We start from the raw sequence: 18,156 nt of genomic DNA, 5'->3' as shown, positions 1-18,156 counted from the left end.
CGGCGCTATCGCAGCACCCGTTCCACGCCGGTAAACGCTTGGCACATACCGCTTTTGCGGGGTCTTGCCTACACTCGGCGGCCGTGCACCACTCAGGACGCTTCATGTTGGCTCGTATCGCTTCGACCCTGGCCCTTGGCCTCAGCCTGGCCGTGCTGGCCGGGTGCGCAGGCAAACAGGAGGCCGCCGCGCGTCGGCAGGGCGAAGCCGTGCCGGTCACCGCGCAGGTCGTGCAGGCGATGCAGTGGAGCGACACGCTGCAGGCGCTGGGTACGGCCAAGGCGCGCGAGTCGATCAGCGTGACCGCCAAGGTGAGCGAGATCGTTGAGCGCGTGCATTTCGAAAGTGGCCAACAGGTCGCCGCCGGCGCGCCGCTGGTGACCCTGCGCGGTCAGGCCCAGGAAGCCGCATTGGTGCAGGCGCAGGCGACCTTCCGCGAAGCCGACCAGTTGTACAAGCGCCAGCGCGAACTGGCGGCACAGCGGTTGGTGTCCAGTGCGACCCTGGACACGCAGAAGTCGATCCGCGACGCCGCCGAAGCACGCGTCGCGCAGATGCAGTCGGACATCGGTGATCGTCGTGTGCGCGCGCCTTTCGCCGGCGTCCTCGGCATCCGCCAGATCAGCCCGGGCACGCTGCTTACGCCGACCACGGTGATCGCCACCCTCGACGACGTCGAGCGCATGCACGTCGATTTCCAGGTGCCGGAAGTGGAACTGGCGTCGCTGACCACCGGCGACAAGGTGCAGGCCACCAGTGTGGCCTGGCCGGGCCGCACCTTCGAGGGCGAGGTCAGCACCATTGATGCACGCATTGATCCGGCCACCCGTGCGGTGACCGTGCGTGCCGACTTTGCCAACGGCGACCACGCGCTGCGTCCGGGCATGCTGCTCGACGTGCGCCTGTTCCATCCCGATCGACCCGCACTGGTGGTGCCGGAAATCGCCGTGGTACAGGTCGGTCGCGATAGTTTCATGTACCGCATCAAGGCCGATGACACCGTCGAACGCGTGGACGTGGTCACCGGCGCACGCCGCGCTGGCGTGGTCGAGATCAAGCAGGGCCTGCAGGCAGGCCAGCGCATCGTGGTGGACGGCACCGGCAAGCTGCGTGCAGGCCTGAAGGTGGCGGCCACCGACGCCGCGCCCGCCAGTGGCGCGCAGCCGCCGACGGTTGAAGCACCGGCCGCTGCCGGGGGTCACGGCGGATGAAGCTGTCTGACATCTCCATCCAGCGGCCGGTGTTCGCCGTGGTGATGAGCCTGCTGTTGCTGGTGCTGGGTGTGATGTCCTTCACCCGCTTGACCCTGCGCGAACTGCCGGCCATCGACCCGCCGATCGTCTCGGTGTCGGTGGACTACACCGGTGCTTCCGCAGCGGTGATCGAGAGCCGGATCACCCAGGTGCTGGAAGACGCACTGGCCGGTATCGAAGGTATCGATACGATCAACGCGCGCAGCACCAACGGCCGCTCGCAGGTCAGCATCGAATTCACGTCCAACCGCGATATTGAAGCGGCGGCCAACGACGTGCGCGACGCGGTCAGCCGCGTGGCCGACCGCATGCCCGAAGAGGCGCGGCCACCGGAGATCGCCAAGGTCGAGAGCGATGCCGATCCGATCATCTGGTTCAACATGGTCTCCTCGACCATGGACACGCTGGAACTGAGCGACTACGCCGACCGCTACGTGGTCGACCGCTTTTCCAGCCTCGATGGCGTGGCCCAGGTCCGCATCGGTGGCCGCCAGCGCTATGCGATGCGCATCTGGCTGGACCGTGACCAGCTGGCCGCACGTGGCCTGACCACCGGCGATATAGAGACCGCGCTGCGCAACGAGAACGTGGAACTGCCGGCCGGCCGCATCGAGTCCACCGACCGCGATTTCACCCTGCGCGTGGAGCGCAACTACATCAAGCCCGAAGACTTCGCGACCATCCCGCTGGGCAAGGGCAGTGATGGCTACGTGGTGCGCATGGGCGATGTGGCGAAGATCGAGCTGGCCTCGGCCGAGCGTCGCGCGTACTACCGCAGCAACGGCGAGCCCGGCATCGGCCTGGGCATCGTCAAGACCTCCACCGCAAACTCGCTGGACGTAGCGCGCACCGCGCGCGCCGAGGCCGAGCGTGTGGCACTGACCCTGCCCAAGGGCACGCAGATCTTCGTTGCCTTCGACAACACCACCTTCATCGAGGCCGCCGTCGACCGTGTGTACGCCACACTGGTGGAGGCGATGATCCTGGTGCTGGCGGTGATCTGGCTGTTCCTCGGCAGCTTCCGCGCGGCGTTGATTCCGGCGGTGACGGTGCCGGTGTGCCTGGTGGCAGCGTTCATCGCACTGTACGCGTTCGACTTCTCCATCAACCTGCTGACCCTGCTCGCGCTGGTTCTGTGCATCGGCCTGGTGGTGGATGACGCGATCGTGGTGGTGGAAAACGTGCAGCGCCGCATCGACCTGGGCGAGCCGCCGCTGGTGGCGTCCAAGCGCGGTACCGCACAGGTGGCGTTCGCGGTGATCGCCACCACCGCCGTGCTGGTGGCGGTGTTCCTGCCTGTGGGCTTCCTGGAAGGCAATACCGGGCGCCTGTTCCGTGAACTGGCGGTGGCCCTGGCCGCAGCGGTCGCGCTGTCAGCGTTCGTCGCCCTGACGCTGACCCCGATGATGGCCTCCAAGCTGCTCAAGCCGCATACCGGGCAGGCACCGCGCGGGCTGCACGGTTTCATCAACCGCAATCTGGAACGCCTGGCCGGCGCTTACGGTCGTGTGCTCGATCATCATGTCGATCGCACGTGGATCTATCTGCTGGTGATGGTCGCTGCATTGGCGGCCAGCTGGCTGCTGATCAAGGTGCTGCCTTCGGAACTGGCCCCGGCCGAAGACCGCGGTTCGTTCCAGATCATGATCGACGGCCCGGAGGGTGCCGGCTACGACTACACCGTGCAGCAGGTGCAGCAGGTCGAAGCGCTGCTGGCACCGCATGTGGGTGCGGACAAACCGATCGTGCGCGCCAACCCGCGCGTGCCCGGCGGCTTCGGCGCCAGCGAGGAAATGCACACTGGCCGCGTCAGCGTGTTCCTGCAGCCGTGGCGCCAGCGCAGCGAAGGCACGCCGGAAGTGGCCAACGAACTGCAGAAGGAACTGGACACCATCCGTGGCGTGCGCGTGCGTACCCAGGTCGGTGGTGGCCTGGTGCGCAGTGGCGGGCAGCCATTCCAGATCGTGCTGGGTGGTCCGGAATACGCCGAGATCGCACAGTGGCGCGACCGCATCCTGCTGCGCATGGCCGACAACCCCGGCCTGGTCGGTCCGGACTCGGACTACAAGGAAACCCGTCCGCAGATGCGGGTGAACATCGACCGCCAGCGTGCGGCCGACCTCGGCGTGCCGGTCACCGCAATCGGTTCGGCGCTGGAAACGATGATGGGCTCGCGCCGCGTCACCACCTTCGTCGACAACGGCGAGGAGTACGACGTGCTGGTCCAGGCCGGCCGTGATGGCCGCGCCAGCCCGGCCGACCTCGCCGCGATCCGAGTGCGTGCGACCTCCGGCGAGCTGGTGCCGTTGTCCAACCTGGTCACGCTGAGCGAAGTGGCCGAAGCGGGCACCTTGAACCGCTTCAACCGCCTGCGCTCGATCACCATCAGCGCCGGCCTCGCACCCGGCTACCCGCTGGGCGAGGCCATCGCCTGGGCGCAACAGGTAACCCGCGAAGAGCTGCCGCAGTACGCGCAGGTGAACTGGAAGGGCGAATCGCGCGAGTACCAGAGTGCAGGCGGCGCGGTGCTGCTGACCTTCGCCATGGCCCTGCTGGTGGTGTATCTGGTGCTGGCCGCACAGTTCGAGAGCTTCATCCATCCGCTGACGATCATGCTGACCGTGCCGCTGGGCGTGCTCGGTGCGCTGGTTGGCCTGTGGCTGAGTGGCGGCACGGTGAACCTGTTCAGCCAGATCGGCATCGTCATGCTGGTAGGCTTGGCGGCCAAGAACGGCATCCTGATCGTCGAGTTCGCCAACCAGTTGCGTGACGATGGCCGCAGCGTGCGCGAAGCGATCATCGAATCGGCGATGGTGCGTCTGCGTCCGATCCTGATGACCTCGATCGCCACCGTGGTCGGCGCCATCCCGCTGGTGGTGGCCGGTGGCCCGGGTTCGGCCAGCCGTGGCACCATCGGCATCGTGATCATCTTCGGCGTGACCCTCTCGACGTTCCTGTCGCTGTTCGTGGTGCCGGCGTTCTACGCACGGCTGGCCCCATATACCCGCTCGCCAGAGGCAGTGAAGCGCGAGCTGGAGAAGCAGGAGGCCGACTCGCCGTCGGTGGGTGGTCATGCCTGAGCCGGCGCGCATTCTGCACGGCGAAGGCTTCCTGCTACGCCCCTGGCGCAGCGATGACCTGGAGTCGTTGCTGCATCACGCCAACGACGCGGACGTCTCGCGTGGGCTGCGCGACCGCTTTCCGTATCCGTACACCCGCGAGGATGGCGAAGCCTTCCTGGGCGGGCGCGTACTGGCCCCCGGCACGCTGAACCTGGCCATCGAGATAGACGGCCAGGCCTGTGGCAGCGTGGGCGCCCAGCAGGGCGTGGCCGAGCGCGGGCATACCGCTGAACTGGGCTACTGGCTCGGCCAGGCCCATTGGGGGCGGGGCCTGATGACCGGTGTGGTCGGTCTGTTCGCGCCCTGGGTGATGGACGAGCTTGGCCTGTTCAGGCTGCAGGCCACGGTGGTCGACTTCAACCTGGGCTCGGCCCGGGTGCTGGAAAAGAACGGTTTCCAGGAAGAGGGCGTGGAGCGCTGCGCCGTCTACAAGCGCGGTGTCCTGCATGACCTGCGCCGCTTCGCCCGGGTACGGACCGCGCTGCCCTGAATGCGAGCGGGGTCAGAGCCCTTTTCAAAGAAAAGGGCTCTGACCCCTATCCCATGAACCGGGGGGCAGAGCCCCTGCGCATTGCGCAAGGGATCCGACCCCATCCTTCCGGCGCTATCGCAGCGACCTTCGATCAGGGAGAATCGACCGGTCCCTTCCAGCCGACGGGACGTCCTCACAACCCGCCGACTGGAGAGAGCGCGCGTGGAAGCTACCGTACATTTCATCAACAGCATCATCTGGAGCAAGGCGCTGATCTTCATGTGCCTGGCCGCCGGCCTGTTCTTCAGCCTGCGCACCCGCTTCATGCAGATCCGTGGTTTCGTCGAGATGTGCCGCCTTACCGTGTCCGGTGAGAAGTCCGACGCCGGCGTGTCCTCGTTCCAGGCCCTGGCCATGTCGATGGCCGGCCGCATGGGCATCGGCAACATCGCCGGCGTGGCCACCGCCATCGCCTTCGGCGGCCCCGGCGCGATCTTCTGGATGTGGGTCATGGGCTTCGTTGGTGCCTCCACCTCTTACGTGGAATGCACCCTGGCGCAGATCTACAAGACCAAGGATGCCGAAGGCCGCTACCGCGGTGGCCCGGCCTACTACATCGAAAAGGCGATGGGCCTGAAGTGGTATGCCATGGCCTTCGCCATCGCCACCATCATCGCCGCCGGCTTCCTGATGCCCGGCGTGCAGGCCAACGCGATCGCCGACAGCATCATCAATGCCTGCCGTGGCACCGCGCTGTGCGGTCCGCTCGATGGCCAGTCCTTCGGCATGGAATCGGTGCAGGCGCTGAAGCTCGGCATCGGCATCGTCGTCGCCCTGTTGCTGGGCGTGGTGATCTTCGGTGGCGTCAAGCGCATCGCCAACTTCGCCGAAGTGGTAGTGCCGTTCATGGCCGCCGGCTTCATCCTGACGGCCGTCGTCATCATGATCATCAACTACGACCGCGTGCCGGAAATGTTCGGCATCATCTTCAAGAGCGCCTTCGGTACCCACGCCGCGTTCGGCGCGATGATGGGCCTGGCGGTGGAGTGGGGCATCAAGCGTGGCATCTACGCCAACGAGGCCGGGCAGGGCTCGGGCCCGCACGCTGCTGCCGCGTCGGAGGTCTCGCACCCGGCCAAGCAGGGTTACGTGCAGGCCTTCGCCATCTACTTCGACACCATGATGGTGTGCACCGCCACCGCGTTCCTGATCCTGGCCAGCGGCACCTACAACGTGTATTCGCCGGTCGCCGGAGCTGAGCCGATCTTCCAGGGCCTGGCAGGCATTCCCGAAGGTGCGGGCTATGCGCAGGCGGGTGTGGAAGCCGTGCTGCCGGGCTGGGGTTCGGCCTTCGTATCGGTGGCGATCTTCTTCTTCGCCTTCACCACGATCATGGCTTATTACTACATGGCCGAAACCAACCTGACCTACGTCAACCACAACAGGAAGCGCCCGTTCACCGTGCTGCTGCTGCGCCTGGGCATCATCGGCATGGTGGTGTTCGGCGCCTTCCACAACGCCACCCTGGCCTGGGCGTTGGGTGATATCGGCGTGGGCCTGATGGCCTGGCTGAACATCATCGCCATCCTCATCGTGCAGAAGCCGGCCATGCTGGCCCTGCGCGATTACGAACGACAGAAGAAGCTCGGCCTGGATCCGATCTTCGACCCCGATGCCCTGGGCATCAAGAACGCCGATTTCTGGCGTCAACGCAAGCTGGAGTTGTCCCGTAGTGAATGATCCCTGGAAGAATGCCCGTCGCCCGTCGTCGCGACCGCCGCGGGCCACCCCGCTGCCACCGCGTGAGGGCGGCACCCCGCCACCGCCGGGGCGTGGCAACGACGAACTTCGCCTGTATGGCTGGAACGCGGTGCAGGCCCTGTTCGCCAAGCGACCGCAGGCACTGCGCAAGCTGTATCTGGTGGAGTCGCTGATTCCGCGCATGCAGCCGCTGCTGAAGTGGTGCGTGGCCAACCGCGTGGGCTATCGCGTGGTGGAAGAGGGCGACCTCAACAAGCTGGCCGCCACCACCCACCACGAAGGCCTGGTGGCCGACGTGCTGCGCGCGCCGGTGTTGCCGCTGGCGCAGTGGCTGGCCGAACTGGGCGAAGGCCCGGCGCTGGCACTATGGCTGGATGGCGTCGGCAATCCGCACAACTTCGGTGCGATCCTGCGCTCTGCCGCGCACTTCGGTGCCAAGGCACTGTTGCTGCCGGCCAGCAGCACGCTGGCACTGTCCGGCGCGGCCGCACGCGTGGCCGAGGGCGGTGCAGAGTCGGTGCCGCTGGTGCAGCTGCCTGAAGACGCAGAAGCGATGGCGCAGCTGCGCGCGGCTGGTTTCGGCCTTGCCGCGACGCTGGTCGAGGGTGGCGATGACGTGTTCCGCGCGTCGTTGCCCGCCCGCCTGGTCTACGTGATGGGCGCGGAAAGTGAAGGCATGGATCGCGGCCTGGCCAGCCAGTGTGACCAGCAGCTGTCGATTCCCGGCAGTGGCGCGGTTGAAAGCCTGAATGTCGCTTCTGCCACGGCCGTGCTGCTGGCGCAGTGGGCCAGCCAGCGCGGCTGAGCCCCTGACCGGGGTCAGCTCCCTCGCCAACGGCGAGGGCTCTGACCCCACTGTGTCACCGCATCACTCGTTCGGCGGCGTGGTCGCCTTGGCCTCGCTGCCGAAGTTGCCATCGGCTTCGGCGGCCAGATAGGCAAACACGGTGTAGGCGGCCACGTTCTGCGCCAGCGCCTTCGGGTCGATCTTGTCCAGCGTGTCGTCGGCGGTGTGGTGCAGGTGGAAGTAGTCCGAGCCGTCCTGTGCCAGCCATGCCCATGCACCGCCCTTGGCGGCCAGCGGACCGACATCCGGCCCCGGGCCACCCTTGTCGGCGGCGTACTCGATGCCCAGCGGCTTCATCACTTCCGCAATCTGCCGGGTTGCCTCGCGCGAGCCTTCCGGGTTCGGCGAACCGGTGTTGAAGGCGTAGATGCGGCCAGCACCGAAATCGCTCTCGGCGGCCAGCTGGTGCAGCGCCACGTCCTTGGCATGCGCCTCGGCGTAGGCCTTGCCGCCATACAGGCCCTGCTCTTCATTGGCGAAGGCGACCACGCGGATGGTGCGCTTCGGTGCCTGCTTCAGCTGGCCGATCAGATGGCCGGCGGCCATGGTGATGCCCACGCCGGCGCCGTCATCGACCGCGCCGGTGCCCAGGTCCCACGAATCCAGGTGGCCGCCGATCACCACCACTTCCTTCGGCAGCGTGCGGCCGGTGATTTCACCGATCACGTTGTACGAGGTCGCGGTGCCGTCCCAACCGCAGTCCAGCGCCACCTTCACCGTGGTTGCGCCACGGGCAAGCAGGCGCGCCAGCTGGTCGGCGTCGGGCACCGACAGCGCCGCCGACGGCACCGCCGTCAGACCGTCATCGAAGCGGGTGATGCCGGTGTGCGGCACGCGGTGCGAATCGGTACCGGCCGAGCGCATCAGGAAGCCGACCGCGCCCTTGCGGATGGCCTCGGACGGACCCTTGCTGCGGATCGCGCCGCCGCGGCCATAGTCGCGGCCATCGCGGAACGGCAGCATCTGGTAATCGACGAAGGCGATCTTGCCCTTCAGTGAACCGGCCGGCGCGGCCTGCAGCGCGGCCAGATCGGCGAAGCGCACCACCTCGGCTTCCACGGTGCCGCCCGGGCTGCCACCCAGCGCAGTGATCTGCAACGGTTGCGGATTGCTGCCGGTCACGGCGGCGTGTTCACTGCGGCGCTCCCACTTCGGGAAGGTCACCGGTTCCTTCCACACCTTGTCAAAACCCAGTGCCTTGAACTTGGCTTCGGCCCAGGCCACGGCACGGGCGTCGGCCTCGCTGCCGGCGATGCGAGGGCCGATCTCGGTGGTCAACGATTCGACCACCTTCCAGCCGGTGTCATCGGCCAGCGCCTGGTCGCGCAGCTGTGCGGCGGTGGCCAGCGAGGCCGGCGGCAAGGTGGTGGCATGCGGCGCCGCGAAGGCCGGCGCGGCCAGCAGGGCGAGGGAGGATGCGATGGCAAGGACGCGGCGACGCATGGACAGCTCCGGGAAGGGTGTAAGCCTTGGAGCTTAACAGTCGTTCAGCGCCGCGCATGGGCGGGAGGTCATGGCCGGCGCGGATGCTGTTTTCCGCCAGATGCAGCAAAGCGAAAGCCCTATCGGAGCGGGGCTTTCGCACGCTCCCATGGCGCCCGAGGGCGCCGCTGGCAATTACTTGGCTGCGGTATCCAGCTTCATGATGTAGCTGGCCACGCCGTTGCCGGCGTTGTTGATGTAGTCGTTCAGAAACTGCTTGTCGAGCGACAGCAGAGGCGAACCCTTCAGCGAATCGTAGGTGGCATCGACCGTCAGTAGCCCGAAGCGCTTGGCCAGCGCAGTCACCGCTTCATGGCGTGCCTTTGGCGAATCGCCGGCCTTCTGCAGATCGGTGGCGATCTGGTACTCGGCACTCTTGGCTTCCAGCGCCTCGTTCAGCACGCCGGCCATCGCGAACAGTGACTCGCGCGTCAGCGTCGGATCGAGGCCGCGCGCTTTCATCTGCGCTTCGATCGGCTGCGCGGCCGCCAGCAGCAGGTCGGCGTGGCTGTAGCCGTCCAGCGGTGCGGCTACGCCATTGGGCAGTGCCATCCCGGGCTTGTAGGGCAGGTAATGGCCCTTGCCATCGGTGACAGAGACATCACGCGCCTGCGCGGTGCCGGCCACGCACATGCAGGCAGACAGCAGCAGGGGGATGGCGAGTGCGCGCATGCGCGGGGTGGGGGTGTTCAAGCGGTGCCTCCTGGCATCCACCGCAAAGGGCGGTGGTTTCGCGCTTTCCGCGCGGTGCGAGGGCACTGCGCGGGCGCAGGAGGATAACAGCAACACCGCATGGGCTGCGTCGCAGACACGCAGATGGAAAGGGCGCCCGCAGGCGCCCGTTCCGTTACTTCTTCAGGCTGTCGCGGATCTCGCGCAGCAGCACCACTTCTTCGGCCGGCGCTGCCGGTGCCGCTTCCTGCTTGCGCGACAGGCGGTTGATCACCTTGATCACCAGGAAGATGGCGAAGGCCACGATCACGAACTGGATCAGCGTGTTGATGAAATCACCGTAGCCGATCACCACTGCCGGGATCTCCTTGCCATCGGCGCCGATGCTGGCCGGCGACAGCGTCCACGCAAGCTGCGAGAAATCGACCTTGCCGATCAGCATGCCCAGCGGCGGCATGATGATCTTCTCCACCAGCGCGGTGACGATCTTGCCGAAGGCCGCGCCGATCACCACGCCGACGGCGAGATCGATGACGTTGCCGCGCATCGCGAATTCCTTGAACTCGGTGAGCATTCCCATTGTTGTTTTTCTCCTGAGGGCGAGGGGGGACAGCGCGCAGGGTAGCGCAGGTGATGTCAGCCGGCGATCACACCGTGGCGTTCGGCCACGTTCTCAAGGCGTGCACTGAAACGGTCGCCGGGCTTCAGTGCGGCCACGCCGGACGGCGTACCCATGAACACCAGGTCGCCGGCACGCAGCTGCCACAGCTTGGACAGTTCGTGCAGGATCTCCGGCACGTTCCAGATCATCTGGTCGAGCAGGGACTGCTGGCGGACTTCGCCATTGATCTCCAGCGACAGATTGAGCGCGGCCAGATCGCCGACTTCACCGGCATGCACGATCTCACTGATCGGCGCGGAGGCATCGAAGCCCTTGGCCGAATCCCACGGGTGGCCCTTCTCCTTGGCGGCGGCCTGCAGGTCGCGGCGGGTCAGGTCCAGGCCCACGGCATAGCCATAGACCAGTGCTTCGGCATCGCCCACGGCCAATTCGCCGGCGGGCGCGTCACGGCCGATCGCCACCACCAGTTCCACCTCGTGATGCAGGTTGCTGGTGGCAGGCGGGTAGGGGATCACATCGTCGTGGCCGACCACGATGGCGTCGGCTGGCTTGGTGAAGAACATCGGGCGGCCGCGATCGTCTGCTGCAGGCACGGCAGCACCCATCTCGCGCGCATGGTCGGCGAAGTTGCGGCCGACGCAGTAGATGCGGTGCACGGGAAAACTGCCGCCGCCAACGACCGGTACACGCGGCGTGGCTGCAGCAGGGATCACATCGAAGACATCGGACATGCGGGCATCCAGGAAGGGAGTGCCCGCAGTCTAGAACGCAGCAAGGCCCGCCGTCAGCGGGCAGCGTCGATCAGCGCGAGGCTGGCAGCGCCGATTTGCGCACCACGTGGTACTCGCCCTCGACCACGTTCGGGTCCGCAGCGCGGCTCGGGCCAGGCTTGCGCGAAGCCAGCAGCTTCCACGCCAAGCCCACGAGGATCATGGCCGCACCGACGAATACGCCGATGAACACCATCGCGGCCAGGATCGCCAGGCCGAGCAGACCGACGGCAACGCGCACCAGCGGATGGCGTGGCTTGCGCGGGGCAAACAGGGTGCGGAACTGGTTGAAGGCGAAAGCGCGATTGAACATGATGGCTCGATAGGCTGGAAATCAGCGAGCCATGAGTATCGGCAGCTGTCACTGTCATTGAGTGAAAAACTCGTTAAATATAGCCTTGGCTTATTACGGATCAATGACTTGTGTTCATGTCGCAGCTAGTCACATGACCAGGCATGCGACAATGCGCGATTCCGTCCGAGCCTTCGCCATGACTGCCGCTGTCGCCCTGATCACCCTTGATGCCATTGCCGATGGCGCGTTTGCCGAGGTTGAAGCGGTAGTCGATGGCGATGCCGAGTCGCTGCTGCTGTACCGCGACGGTGAACAGGTGCGCGCGTTCCTGAACATCTGCCCGCACGCGGGCCGCCGCCTGGACTGGGCACCGGGCCAGTTCCTGAAAAGCCGCGAAGGCCACCTGGTCTGCGCCGCCCACGGCGCCTCGTTCGCGCTGGACAGTGGCGACTGCATCGCCGGCCCCTGCAAAGGCGACCGCCTGCGCGCAGTGCCGGTGGATGTGCGGGATGGGCAGGTCTACCTGGCCTGATGCCAGGCTCGGGGTCGGATCCGTTTTCCGCAGGAAAACGGCTCTGACCCCATCAGGAAAAACGATTCAACACCGGGGTCAGAGCCCGTTGCGCAGCAACGGGATCCGACCCCGTGCCGTTCAGGCAGATTGCAGAAATCTGTCGAAGGCGGGGTGGGTCCGGTTGCGGGGGTGTCCGCGGCATGGATGCCGCGGCCAAGCCTACAGGGACGTACTTGCAGCGTCCCCCGCAACCGGATCCACCCTGCCATCCCACGGATAGCCAGCTTTTGCTGTTGCTCCGGCTGTTGCCGTTGCCTCGGCGGGTGCAGGGCGCAGCCCTGCCAACAAACCCCAACCCTCAGAACATCAGGTTGATCATCACCACCACCACGCAGGTATAGATCAGCGACAGCGGGCCGCCGACCCGCCACATCTCGCGCGGTGTGTAATTGGCCGGGCCGGTGATCATCGAAATCACCGGGTTCGACGCCGTCATCAGGTTGTTGGACGCCGACAGCGCCACGATCAGCGCGAATGCTGTGGGATTACCGCCTGCCGCCAGCGCAAGGTTCACCGCGATCGGCACCATCACGATGGTCGCACCCACATGGCTGATCACCAGCGAGAACACCGTGGTCAGCAGCGCCAGCGCCAGCTCCAGCACCCAGATCGGAATACCGGTGGGCAGCTTGTCGATCGTATGGCCGGCCACCCACGCCGCAGCGCCGCTGGAATCCATCGCCCAGCCGAGCGGAATCAGCCCGGCCATCATGAACACCGTCTTCCAGTTGATCGAGGCATAGGCCTCGTCCATGCGCAGCACACCGGTCAACAGCATGCCGGCCACGCCGGTCATCAGGGTCAGCGCCACCGGCAGCTTGCTGGTCAGCGCGATCAGGATGGTCAGGGCGAAGATCGCCATGGCGATCTTGAACTTGTGCGGGCGCTGTTCGCCGGTGGGGTAGTCGGTCACCACCACGAAGTCGCGGCTCTTGGCAGCCTGCGCCAGGTCGGTCCAGATGCTGTGGAAGACCAGCATGTCGCCGGCGCGCAGCTGCACATCGCGCACGTCCTCGCGGATCACCTGCTTGTCGCGGTTGATCGCCAGCAGGCTGATGCCGCGTTCCTTGCGCAGGCGCAGGTCGGCCGCGCTCTTGCCGATCACGTTCGAGGTCGGCGGCACCACCGCTTCGGAAATACCGGCGCGGCTGGGATTGAACAGGTCACCCAGGTGTTTCAGGCGCGAGGACATGCGCAGGAACTGGTTCTGCGCGAAGTCGTGGATCTGTTCGCGCGGGCCCATTGCCCCCAGCACGCTGCCCACCCAGATGCGCATTTCCGCTGGCGGTGCCAGGCGGGTGTCATTGCCGGTCTTCAGTGCCAGCAGCAGCGGCACGTCATGCAGGTTCTCTGCTTCGCCCAGGGTCATGCCGACCAGCGGGCTCTCGGCGGTGACCACCAGCTCGAACACATCGCCTTCGATGCCGTAGGTCTTGGCGAAGTAGCTTTCGGTGCGGGCCGGCGTAGTGCCGTCGTTGACCAGGCTTTCCTCTTCCACCAGCTTGCGGTCGCCGTAGTAGCGGAAATACAGCAGCGAGGCGATCAGCAGGGCGATGCCGATCGGCAGCGGCGCGAACATGCGCAGCGGCTCGATGGTGGCCAGGCCAGAGGGCAGGTTGTTGTTGGCCGACGCCAGCAGATCGTTCAGCAGGATCAGCGGCGAGTTGCCGACCATGGTCAGCGCGCCACCCATCACGATCGCCGCCGAGATCGGCAGCAGCAGGCGCTGCATGGTCAGCCCGGTGCGCGCAGCCAGGCGCGAGGCGACCGGCAGGTACAGCGCCATCACCGATGGGTTCTGCATGAAGGACGAGTTCAGGCCGGCGATGGCCGTGGTCATCATCAGCAGCCGCTGCTCCACACCGTGGCCTCGCCGAAGCAGCCAGGCTGCGAGGCGGTTCAACGCGCCGGTGCGGTCCAGGCCGGCGCCGAGGATGGTGGTGGCGATGATGCTCATCACCGCGTTGCCGGAGAAACCGCCGAAGATCTCCTCCGGCGCGATCAGGCCGGTCACGCCCAGCACCACCAGCACCACCAACGCGACCACGTCGGCGCGGATGCGCTCGAACAGGAACATCGCCATTGTGAAGCCGACCAGCCCGAGCACGAGCTTCATGTCAGTGGTCAGCGTCAGCGCGGTATCCATGTGGGGCGCGGCGTCCTCAGGCGTTCATCAGGTGCGGTCGTACAACAGGTCCCAGACGCCATGGCCGAGCTTTTGGCCGCGGGTCTCGAAGTGGGTCTGCGGGCGCCAGTCCGGGCGCGGCACGCTGCCACGCGGGCCGGCGCGGTTGACCAGGCCGGGGGTGGCATCGAGCACGTCCCACATCTGCTCGGCGTAATCCTCCCAGTCGGTGGCACAGTGCAGGCGGCCACCGGGGTGCAGCTTGCGCACCACCAGCTCGGCAAAACCCGGCTGGATCAGGCGACGCTTGTTGTGGCGCTTCTTGTGCCACGGGTCGGGGAAGTAGATGCGCACCTCGTCCAGCGCGCCATCGGCGATTTCCTTTTCCAGCACTTCCACTGCGTCGTGGTGGTACAAACGCACGTGGTCGGCGTTGTCGTCGGCCAGCGCGTTCAGCAGGCGGCCCACGCCGGGCGCGTGCACTTCCAGGCCGATGTAGTCGCGGCTGGGGTCCTGCTGTGCGGCGAAGCGCAGCGCGGCGCCGTTGCCGAAGCCGATTTCCAGCACCTTGTGCGCATCGCGGCCGAAGGTGGCATCCAGATCACGCGGTTCACCGCTGAAATCCAGGCCGAAACGCGGCCAGCGCTCGTCGAACGCGCGCTGCTGGGCTGGGGTGAAACGGCCCTGGCGCAGCACGAAGCTGCGCACTTCACGGCGGCCTTCGTTGACCGTGAACGGCTTGGGCGGCGCCTTCGAACCGGCGCTGTCGAATGGATTGGTCATCAGCCGATCAACCCATCGATCGGCGAGGACGCACTGGCGTAGCGCTTGCGCGGAATGCGGCCGGCCAGGAACGCCTCGCGGCCGGCTTCCACGGCCTTGCGCATCGCGCTGGCCATCAGCACCGGGTGGCGCGCACCGGCGATGGCGGTGTTCATCAGCACGCCGTCGCAGCCCAGCTCCATCGCGATCGCCGCGTCCGACGCGGTGCCCACGCCGGCGTCGACGATGATCGGCACCTTGGCGTCTTCGATGATCTGCAGCAGGTTGTACTTGTTCTGGATGCCCAGGCCCGAGCCGATCGGCGCGGCCAGCGGCATCACCGCAGCGCAGCCGATCTCTTCCAGGCGCTTGGCCAGGATCGGGTCGTCGGAGGTATAGACCATCACCTCGAAACCGTCCTTGACCAGCTGTTCGGCGGCCTTGAGGGTCTGCACCACGTCCGGGTACAGCGACTTCTGGTCGCCCAGTACCTCCAGCTTGGTCAGGTTGTGGCCGTCCAGCAGTTCGCGGGCCAGGCGGCAGGTGCGCACGGCATCTTCGGCGGTGTAGCAGCCGGCGGTGTTGGGCAGGATGGTGTAGCGGTCCGGCGGCAGCACGTCGAGCAGGTTCGGTTCGCCCGGGTTCTGCCCGATGTTGGTACGGCGGATGGCCACGGTGACGATCCGGGCGCCTGCGGCCTCGGTGGCCAGGCGGGTTTCTTCCAGATCCTTGAACTTGCCGGTGCCGGTGAGCAGCCGCGAGCTGTAGGTCTTGCCGGCGATCACCAGCGAATCGGGGGAGACATGAGCGTTCATGGCGCGATTATCGCTTATCCGTCTGAAGATGGGGTCGTCGCAGAAGGTGGGGTCAGATCCCTTTGCCACAGGCAACGGGCTCTGCCCCCGCTGTCTCAACCACCGCCCAGCGCATGCACGATCTCCACCACATCGCCCTCGGCCAGTACATGCTCGGCATGACGGCTGCGGCTGACGATCTCGCCGTTGACCTCCACCGCCACCCGGCGTTGCAGCAGCTGCTCGGCCGCAAGCAGGTCCAGGAGGGTCGCCGAAGCGGGCAGGGTACGGGGTTCGCCATTGAGCTGGATGTTCATGCGGCCATTGTCGCTGATCGCCGGTTCGCATCGGAACCGTTGCAAGTTGTGCGCTACGCCCGCACCGGCAAAGCCCATCAAACCTGGCTCGGGCGACAATCCATGCGGCGGCGCAGCGTGAGCAATTGGCGGCGCAGTGAAACCATTCACCGTGCGCCGGCGTACGTGCGCCGGATTTTCAACGATATCCCCACAGGAGTTTTTACATGCTGCTCAGCAAACGCCCGATCCGCTCCCTCATGGCGGCCGCGATCGCGCTGGCCGCGCTGCCGGCCATGGCAGGCGAATCCCCCTACAGCCACGCGGTCTTCTTCGGTGACAGCCTGACCGACGCCGGCTACTTCCGTCCGCTGCTGCCGGCCGACGTGCGCCCGGTCACTGGCCAGTTCACCACCAACCCGGGCTGGGTGTGGTCGCAGCAGGTGGCCAACTACTACGGCCTCAATGGCGCTGCCAACGGCAATGGCCAGAACGGCGACAACTACGCCGTCGGCGGTGCCCGTGTCGGCGTCGACGTGGCCAGTGCCCTGGGCACGATCCCATCGTTGAAGAGCCAGGCGGCCCGCTACCTGGCTGCCAACGGCGGCAAGGCTGACGCCAATGCCCTGTACACGGTCTGGGGCGGTGCCAACGACCTGTTCGCCGCAGCGCGTGCGCCGGCCCAGGCGCAGGCCATCATCGGCGCGGCCGTCACCGACCAGGTGGCCCTGGTGGGCGCCCTCAAGCAGGCCGGTGCCGAGTACGTGCTCGTCCCCAACCTGCCCGACGTCGGCATTGCTCCGCAGTTCCGCTCGCTGGGTCCGGCCGGTGCCGCGCAGGCCACCGCGTTGGCGGCCGGTTACAACAAGGCCCTGTATGGCGGCCTGAAGCAGGCCGGCATCGAGTTCATTCCGCTCGATACCTTCACCGTGCTGCGTGAAGTGGCGGCCAACCCGGCCATGTACGGTTTCCGCAACGTCACCGACACCGGTTGCAGGATCAACCCCGCTGACACCACCACCAGCATCCTGACCTGCAACCCGACCAGCTACGTCAGCCCGGATGCGGCCACCGCCTACCTGTTCGCCGACGGCGTACACCCGACCACCGCCGGCCATGCGCTGCTGGGCCAGTACGCGGTGTCGATCCTCGAAGGTCCGCGCCTGCAGCAGGTGCTGAGCCATTCGGCACAGACCATCGGCCGCTCGCGCGCCGACCAGGTCAGCCTGCACCAGGCCGGTCGCCCGGCTGACGGCTTGTCGTGGTGGGGCGGCGTGCGCGGCGACATGCAGCGCTACGACCACGCCGATCTGTACGACGGCCTGGCCCCGGCCGGCCTGTTCGGCATCGACTGGGCGCGTGACGGCATGGTCTTCGGCGGTTTCGCCGGCTTTGGCCGTCTGAACGCCGATTTCGGCAACAGCCGTGGCGACTTCACCCAGAAGGACACCACCGCAGGTCTGTTCGCCGGCTGGTACGGCGACCGCATCTGGGTCAATGGCCAGGTCAGCTACACCTGGCTGTCCTATGACGTGAACCGCAAGGTCCAGCTCGGCCCGGCCACCCGCGAACACGGTGGCTCGCCGGACGGCAGCAACCTGACCGCCGCCCTGAACGCCGGTTACGAGTTCGGCACCGAAGGTGGCTTCCGCCACGGCCCGATCGCCTCGGTGATCTGGCAGCAGGTCAAGATCGACGGCTACACCGAAAGCGCTGATGCCGGCACCCTCGCTACCGCGCTGGGTTACGGCAAGCAGGATGTCGATTCCACCGTGGGCCGTATCGGTTGGCAGGCCCGCTTCGACGGCGGCACGGTCAAGCCGTATGTGCAGGTGACCTACGACCACGAGTTCGAAGACACCAAGCAGGCCAGCGCCTGGGTGCAGAGCCTGCCGGACGTGGGCATGTACCGCGTGCCGGGCATGGACTTCGACAAGAACTATGCAACCGCCATCCTGGGCGCGCGCATGGAACTGTTCGGCCTGCAGAGCAACATCGGCCTGAGCGCCACCACCCTGCAGAAGCGTGCGCAGGACGCGACGCTGTTTGCCAGCTTCAGCGGCAGCTTCTGATGCACACGACGGCAGGCCTGCGGGCTTGCCGTCTACTCGACGGGCAGGCTGCAAGGGCCTGCCCGTTGCGTTTGAACACGTGCCCCGCATAGACTTGTCGGGCAACGCGGGCGTAGCTCAATGGTAGAGCTGTAGCTTCCCAAGCTACTGACGAGGGTTCGATTCCCTTCGCCCGCTCCATGTCTCCGGCCCCGGTTCTTCGGCGGTTGATTCCTCTTCAGCGCATCAGATTGCGTG

At 66.6% G+C, this 18,156-nt stretch carries 16 protein-coding genes and 1 tRNA gene; 8 read left to right on the top strand and 9 right to left on the bottom strand.

All coding sequences use genetic code 11. The features are described 5' to 3' along the window. The first annotated feature begins 104 nt into the window (after window positions 1-104). The 5 genes from ACEF39_RS16675 (at window position 105) to ACEF39_RS16655 (ending at window position 7,413) form a co-directional block, all read left to right on the top strand. Window positions 105-1,211, top strand: coding sequence for an efflux RND transporter periplasmic adaptor subunit (locus ACEF39_RS16675; protein ID WP_500285861.1), 1,107 nt, complete (start codon window positions 105-107; stop codon window positions 1,209-1,211). Then, window positions 1,208-4,333 carry an efflux RND transporter permease subunit gene (locus tag ACEF39_RS16670; RefSeq protein WP_500285860.1) on the top strand — a complete coding sequence of 1,042 codons (3,126 nt, stop codon included), beginning with the start codon at window positions 1,208-1,210 and terminating at the stop codon, window positions 4,331-4,333. Before ACEF39_RS16675 ends, ACEF39_RS16670 begins: the two co-directional genes overlap by 4 nt. After that, entirely contained in the window at window positions 4,326-4,865 is a 540-nt protein-coding gene (locus ACEF39_RS16665) for a GNAT family N-acetyltransferase (RefSeq protein WP_500285859.1), read from the top strand. The genes ACEF39_RS16670 and ACEF39_RS16665 overlap by 8 nt, the downstream gene beginning before the upstream one ends. Window positions 4,866-5,069: 204 nt before the next feature. Then, the gene (locus ACEF39_RS16660; protein ID WP_500285858.1) at window positions 5,070-6,587 is read left to right on the top strand and encodes an alanine/glycine:cation symporter family protein; all 1,518 of its coding nucleotides are present in this window, start codon (window positions 5,070-5,072) and stop codon (window positions 6,585-6,587) included. Further along, complete coding sequence (locus ACEF39_RS16655; protein WP_500285857.1) at window positions 6,580-7,413, top strand: TrmH family RNA methyltransferase; 834 nt, start codon at window positions 6,580-6,582, stop codon at window positions 7,411-7,413. Before ACEF39_RS16660 ends, ACEF39_RS16655 begins: the two co-directional genes overlap by 8 nt. 63 nt (window positions 7,414-7,476) lie before the next feature. Here the strand turns inward: ACEF39_RS16655 and ACEF39_RS16650 are convergent, their stop codons facing one another. The 5 genes from ACEF39_RS16650 to ACEF39_RS16630 all read right to left on the bottom strand — a co-directional run bounded on the left by ACEF39_RS16650 (window position 7,477) and on the right by ACEF39_RS16630 (window position 11,314). Then, complete coding sequence (locus ACEF39_RS16650; protein WP_500285856.1) at window positions 7,477-8,898, bottom strand: M28 family peptidase; 1,422 nt, start codon at window positions 8,896-8,898, stop codon at window positions 7,477-7,479. A 174-nt stretch (window positions 8,899-9,072) separates the two neighbouring features. Next, window positions 9,073-9,630 (bottom strand): hypothetical protein, encoded by a 558-nt coding sequence (locus ACEF39_RS16645; protein ID WP_146186962.1) that lies wholly within the window; start codon window positions 9,628-9,630, stop codon window positions 9,073-9,075. A 154-nt stretch (window positions 9,631-9,784) separates the two neighbouring features. Then, complete coding sequence (mscL, locus tag ACEF39_RS16640; protein ID WP_006387613.1) at window positions 9,785-10,189, bottom strand: large-conductance mechanosensitive channel protein MscL; 405 nt, start codon at window positions 10,187-10,189, stop codon at window positions 9,785-9,787. A 56-nt stretch (window positions 10,190-10,245) separates the two neighbouring features. Then, window positions 10,246-10,962 (bottom strand): fumarylacetoacetate hydrolase family protein, encoded by a 717-nt coding sequence (locus ACEF39_RS16635; RefSeq protein WP_500285855.1) that lies wholly within the window; start codon window positions 10,960-10,962, stop codon window positions 10,246-10,248. A 70-nt stretch (window positions 10,963-11,032) separates the two neighbouring features. After that, window positions 11,033-11,314: a hypothetical protein gene (locus ACEF39_RS16630; protein WP_500285854.1), complete on the bottom strand. Its 282-nt coding sequence runs from the start codon at window positions 11,312-11,314 to the stop codon at window positions 11,033-11,035. Window positions 11,315-11,492: 178 nt separating this feature from the next. Here ACEF39_RS16630 and ACEF39_RS16625 point away from each other — a divergent pair, with 178 nt between their 5' ends. After that, window positions 11,493-11,828: a Rieske (2Fe-2S) protein gene (locus ACEF39_RS16625; RefSeq protein WP_049469607.1), complete on the top strand. Its 336-nt coding sequence runs from the start codon at window positions 11,493-11,495 to the stop codon at window positions 11,826-11,828. Window positions 11,829-12,168: 340 nt separating this feature from the next. On the opposite strand, the gene ACEF39_RS16620 is transcribed toward ACEF39_RS16625, so the two are convergent. The 4 genes from ACEF39_RS16620 to thiS all read right to left on the bottom strand — a co-directional run bounded on the left by ACEF39_RS16620 (window position 12,169) and on the right by thiS (window position 15,868). Continuing rightward, window positions 12,169-14,016 carry an SLC13 family permease gene (locus ACEF39_RS16620; protein WP_500285853.1) on the bottom strand — a complete coding sequence of 616 codons (1,848 nt, stop codon included), beginning with the start codon at window positions 14,014-14,016 and terminating at the stop codon, window positions 12,169-12,171. 27 nt (window positions 14,017-14,043) lie between these two features. Beyond that, window positions 14,044-14,778, bottom strand: a complete 735-nt coding sequence (trmB, locus tag ACEF39_RS16615; RefSeq protein ID WP_500285852.1) for a tRNA (guanosine(46)-N7)-methyltransferase TrmB — start codon at window positions 14,776-14,778, stop codon at window positions 14,044-14,046. Beyond that, entirely contained in the window at window positions 14,778-15,572 is a 795-nt protein-coding gene (locus ACEF39_RS16610) for a thiazole synthase (RefSeq protein WP_089236612.1), read from the bottom strand. The genes trmB and ACEF39_RS16610 overlap by 1 nt, the downstream gene beginning before the upstream one ends. Before the next feature lie 95 nt (window positions 15,573-15,667). Beyond that, window positions 15,668-15,868 (bottom strand): sulfur carrier protein ThiS, encoded by a 201-nt coding sequence (gene thiS, locus ACEF39_RS16605; RefSeq protein ID WP_025874279.1) that lies wholly within the window; start codon window positions 15,866-15,868, stop codon window positions 15,668-15,670. A 206-nt stretch (window positions 15,869-16,074) separates the two neighbouring features. Between thiS and ACEF39_RS16600 the strand changes: the two genes are divergently transcribed. Both ACEF39_RS16600 and ACEF39_RS16595 read left to right on the top strand, forming a co-directional pair. Continuing rightward, window positions 16,075-17,919 (top strand): autotransporter outer membrane beta-barrel domain-containing protein, encoded by a 1,845-nt coding sequence (locus ACEF39_RS16600; RefSeq protein ID WP_500285851.1) that lies wholly within the window; start codon window positions 16,075-16,077, stop codon window positions 17,917-17,919. 106 nt (window positions 17,920-18,025) lie between these two features. Next, window positions 18,026-18,099: transfer RNA gene (locus ACEF39_RS16595), tRNA-Gly, on the top strand. The last annotated feature ends 57 nt before the right edge of the window (window positions 18,100-18,156 follow it).

Source organism: Stenotrophomonas indicatrix, from assembly GCA_041545745.1.
In the GTDB taxonomy this organism is placed as follows: Bacteria; Pseudomonadota; Gammaproteobacteria; order Xanthomonadales; family Xanthomonadaceae; genus Stenotrophomonas; species Stenotrophomonas indicatrix_A.
The sequence above is the reverse complement of the archived record's forward strand: the minus strand, read 5'-3'. Positions and strand labels throughout refer to the sequence as shown.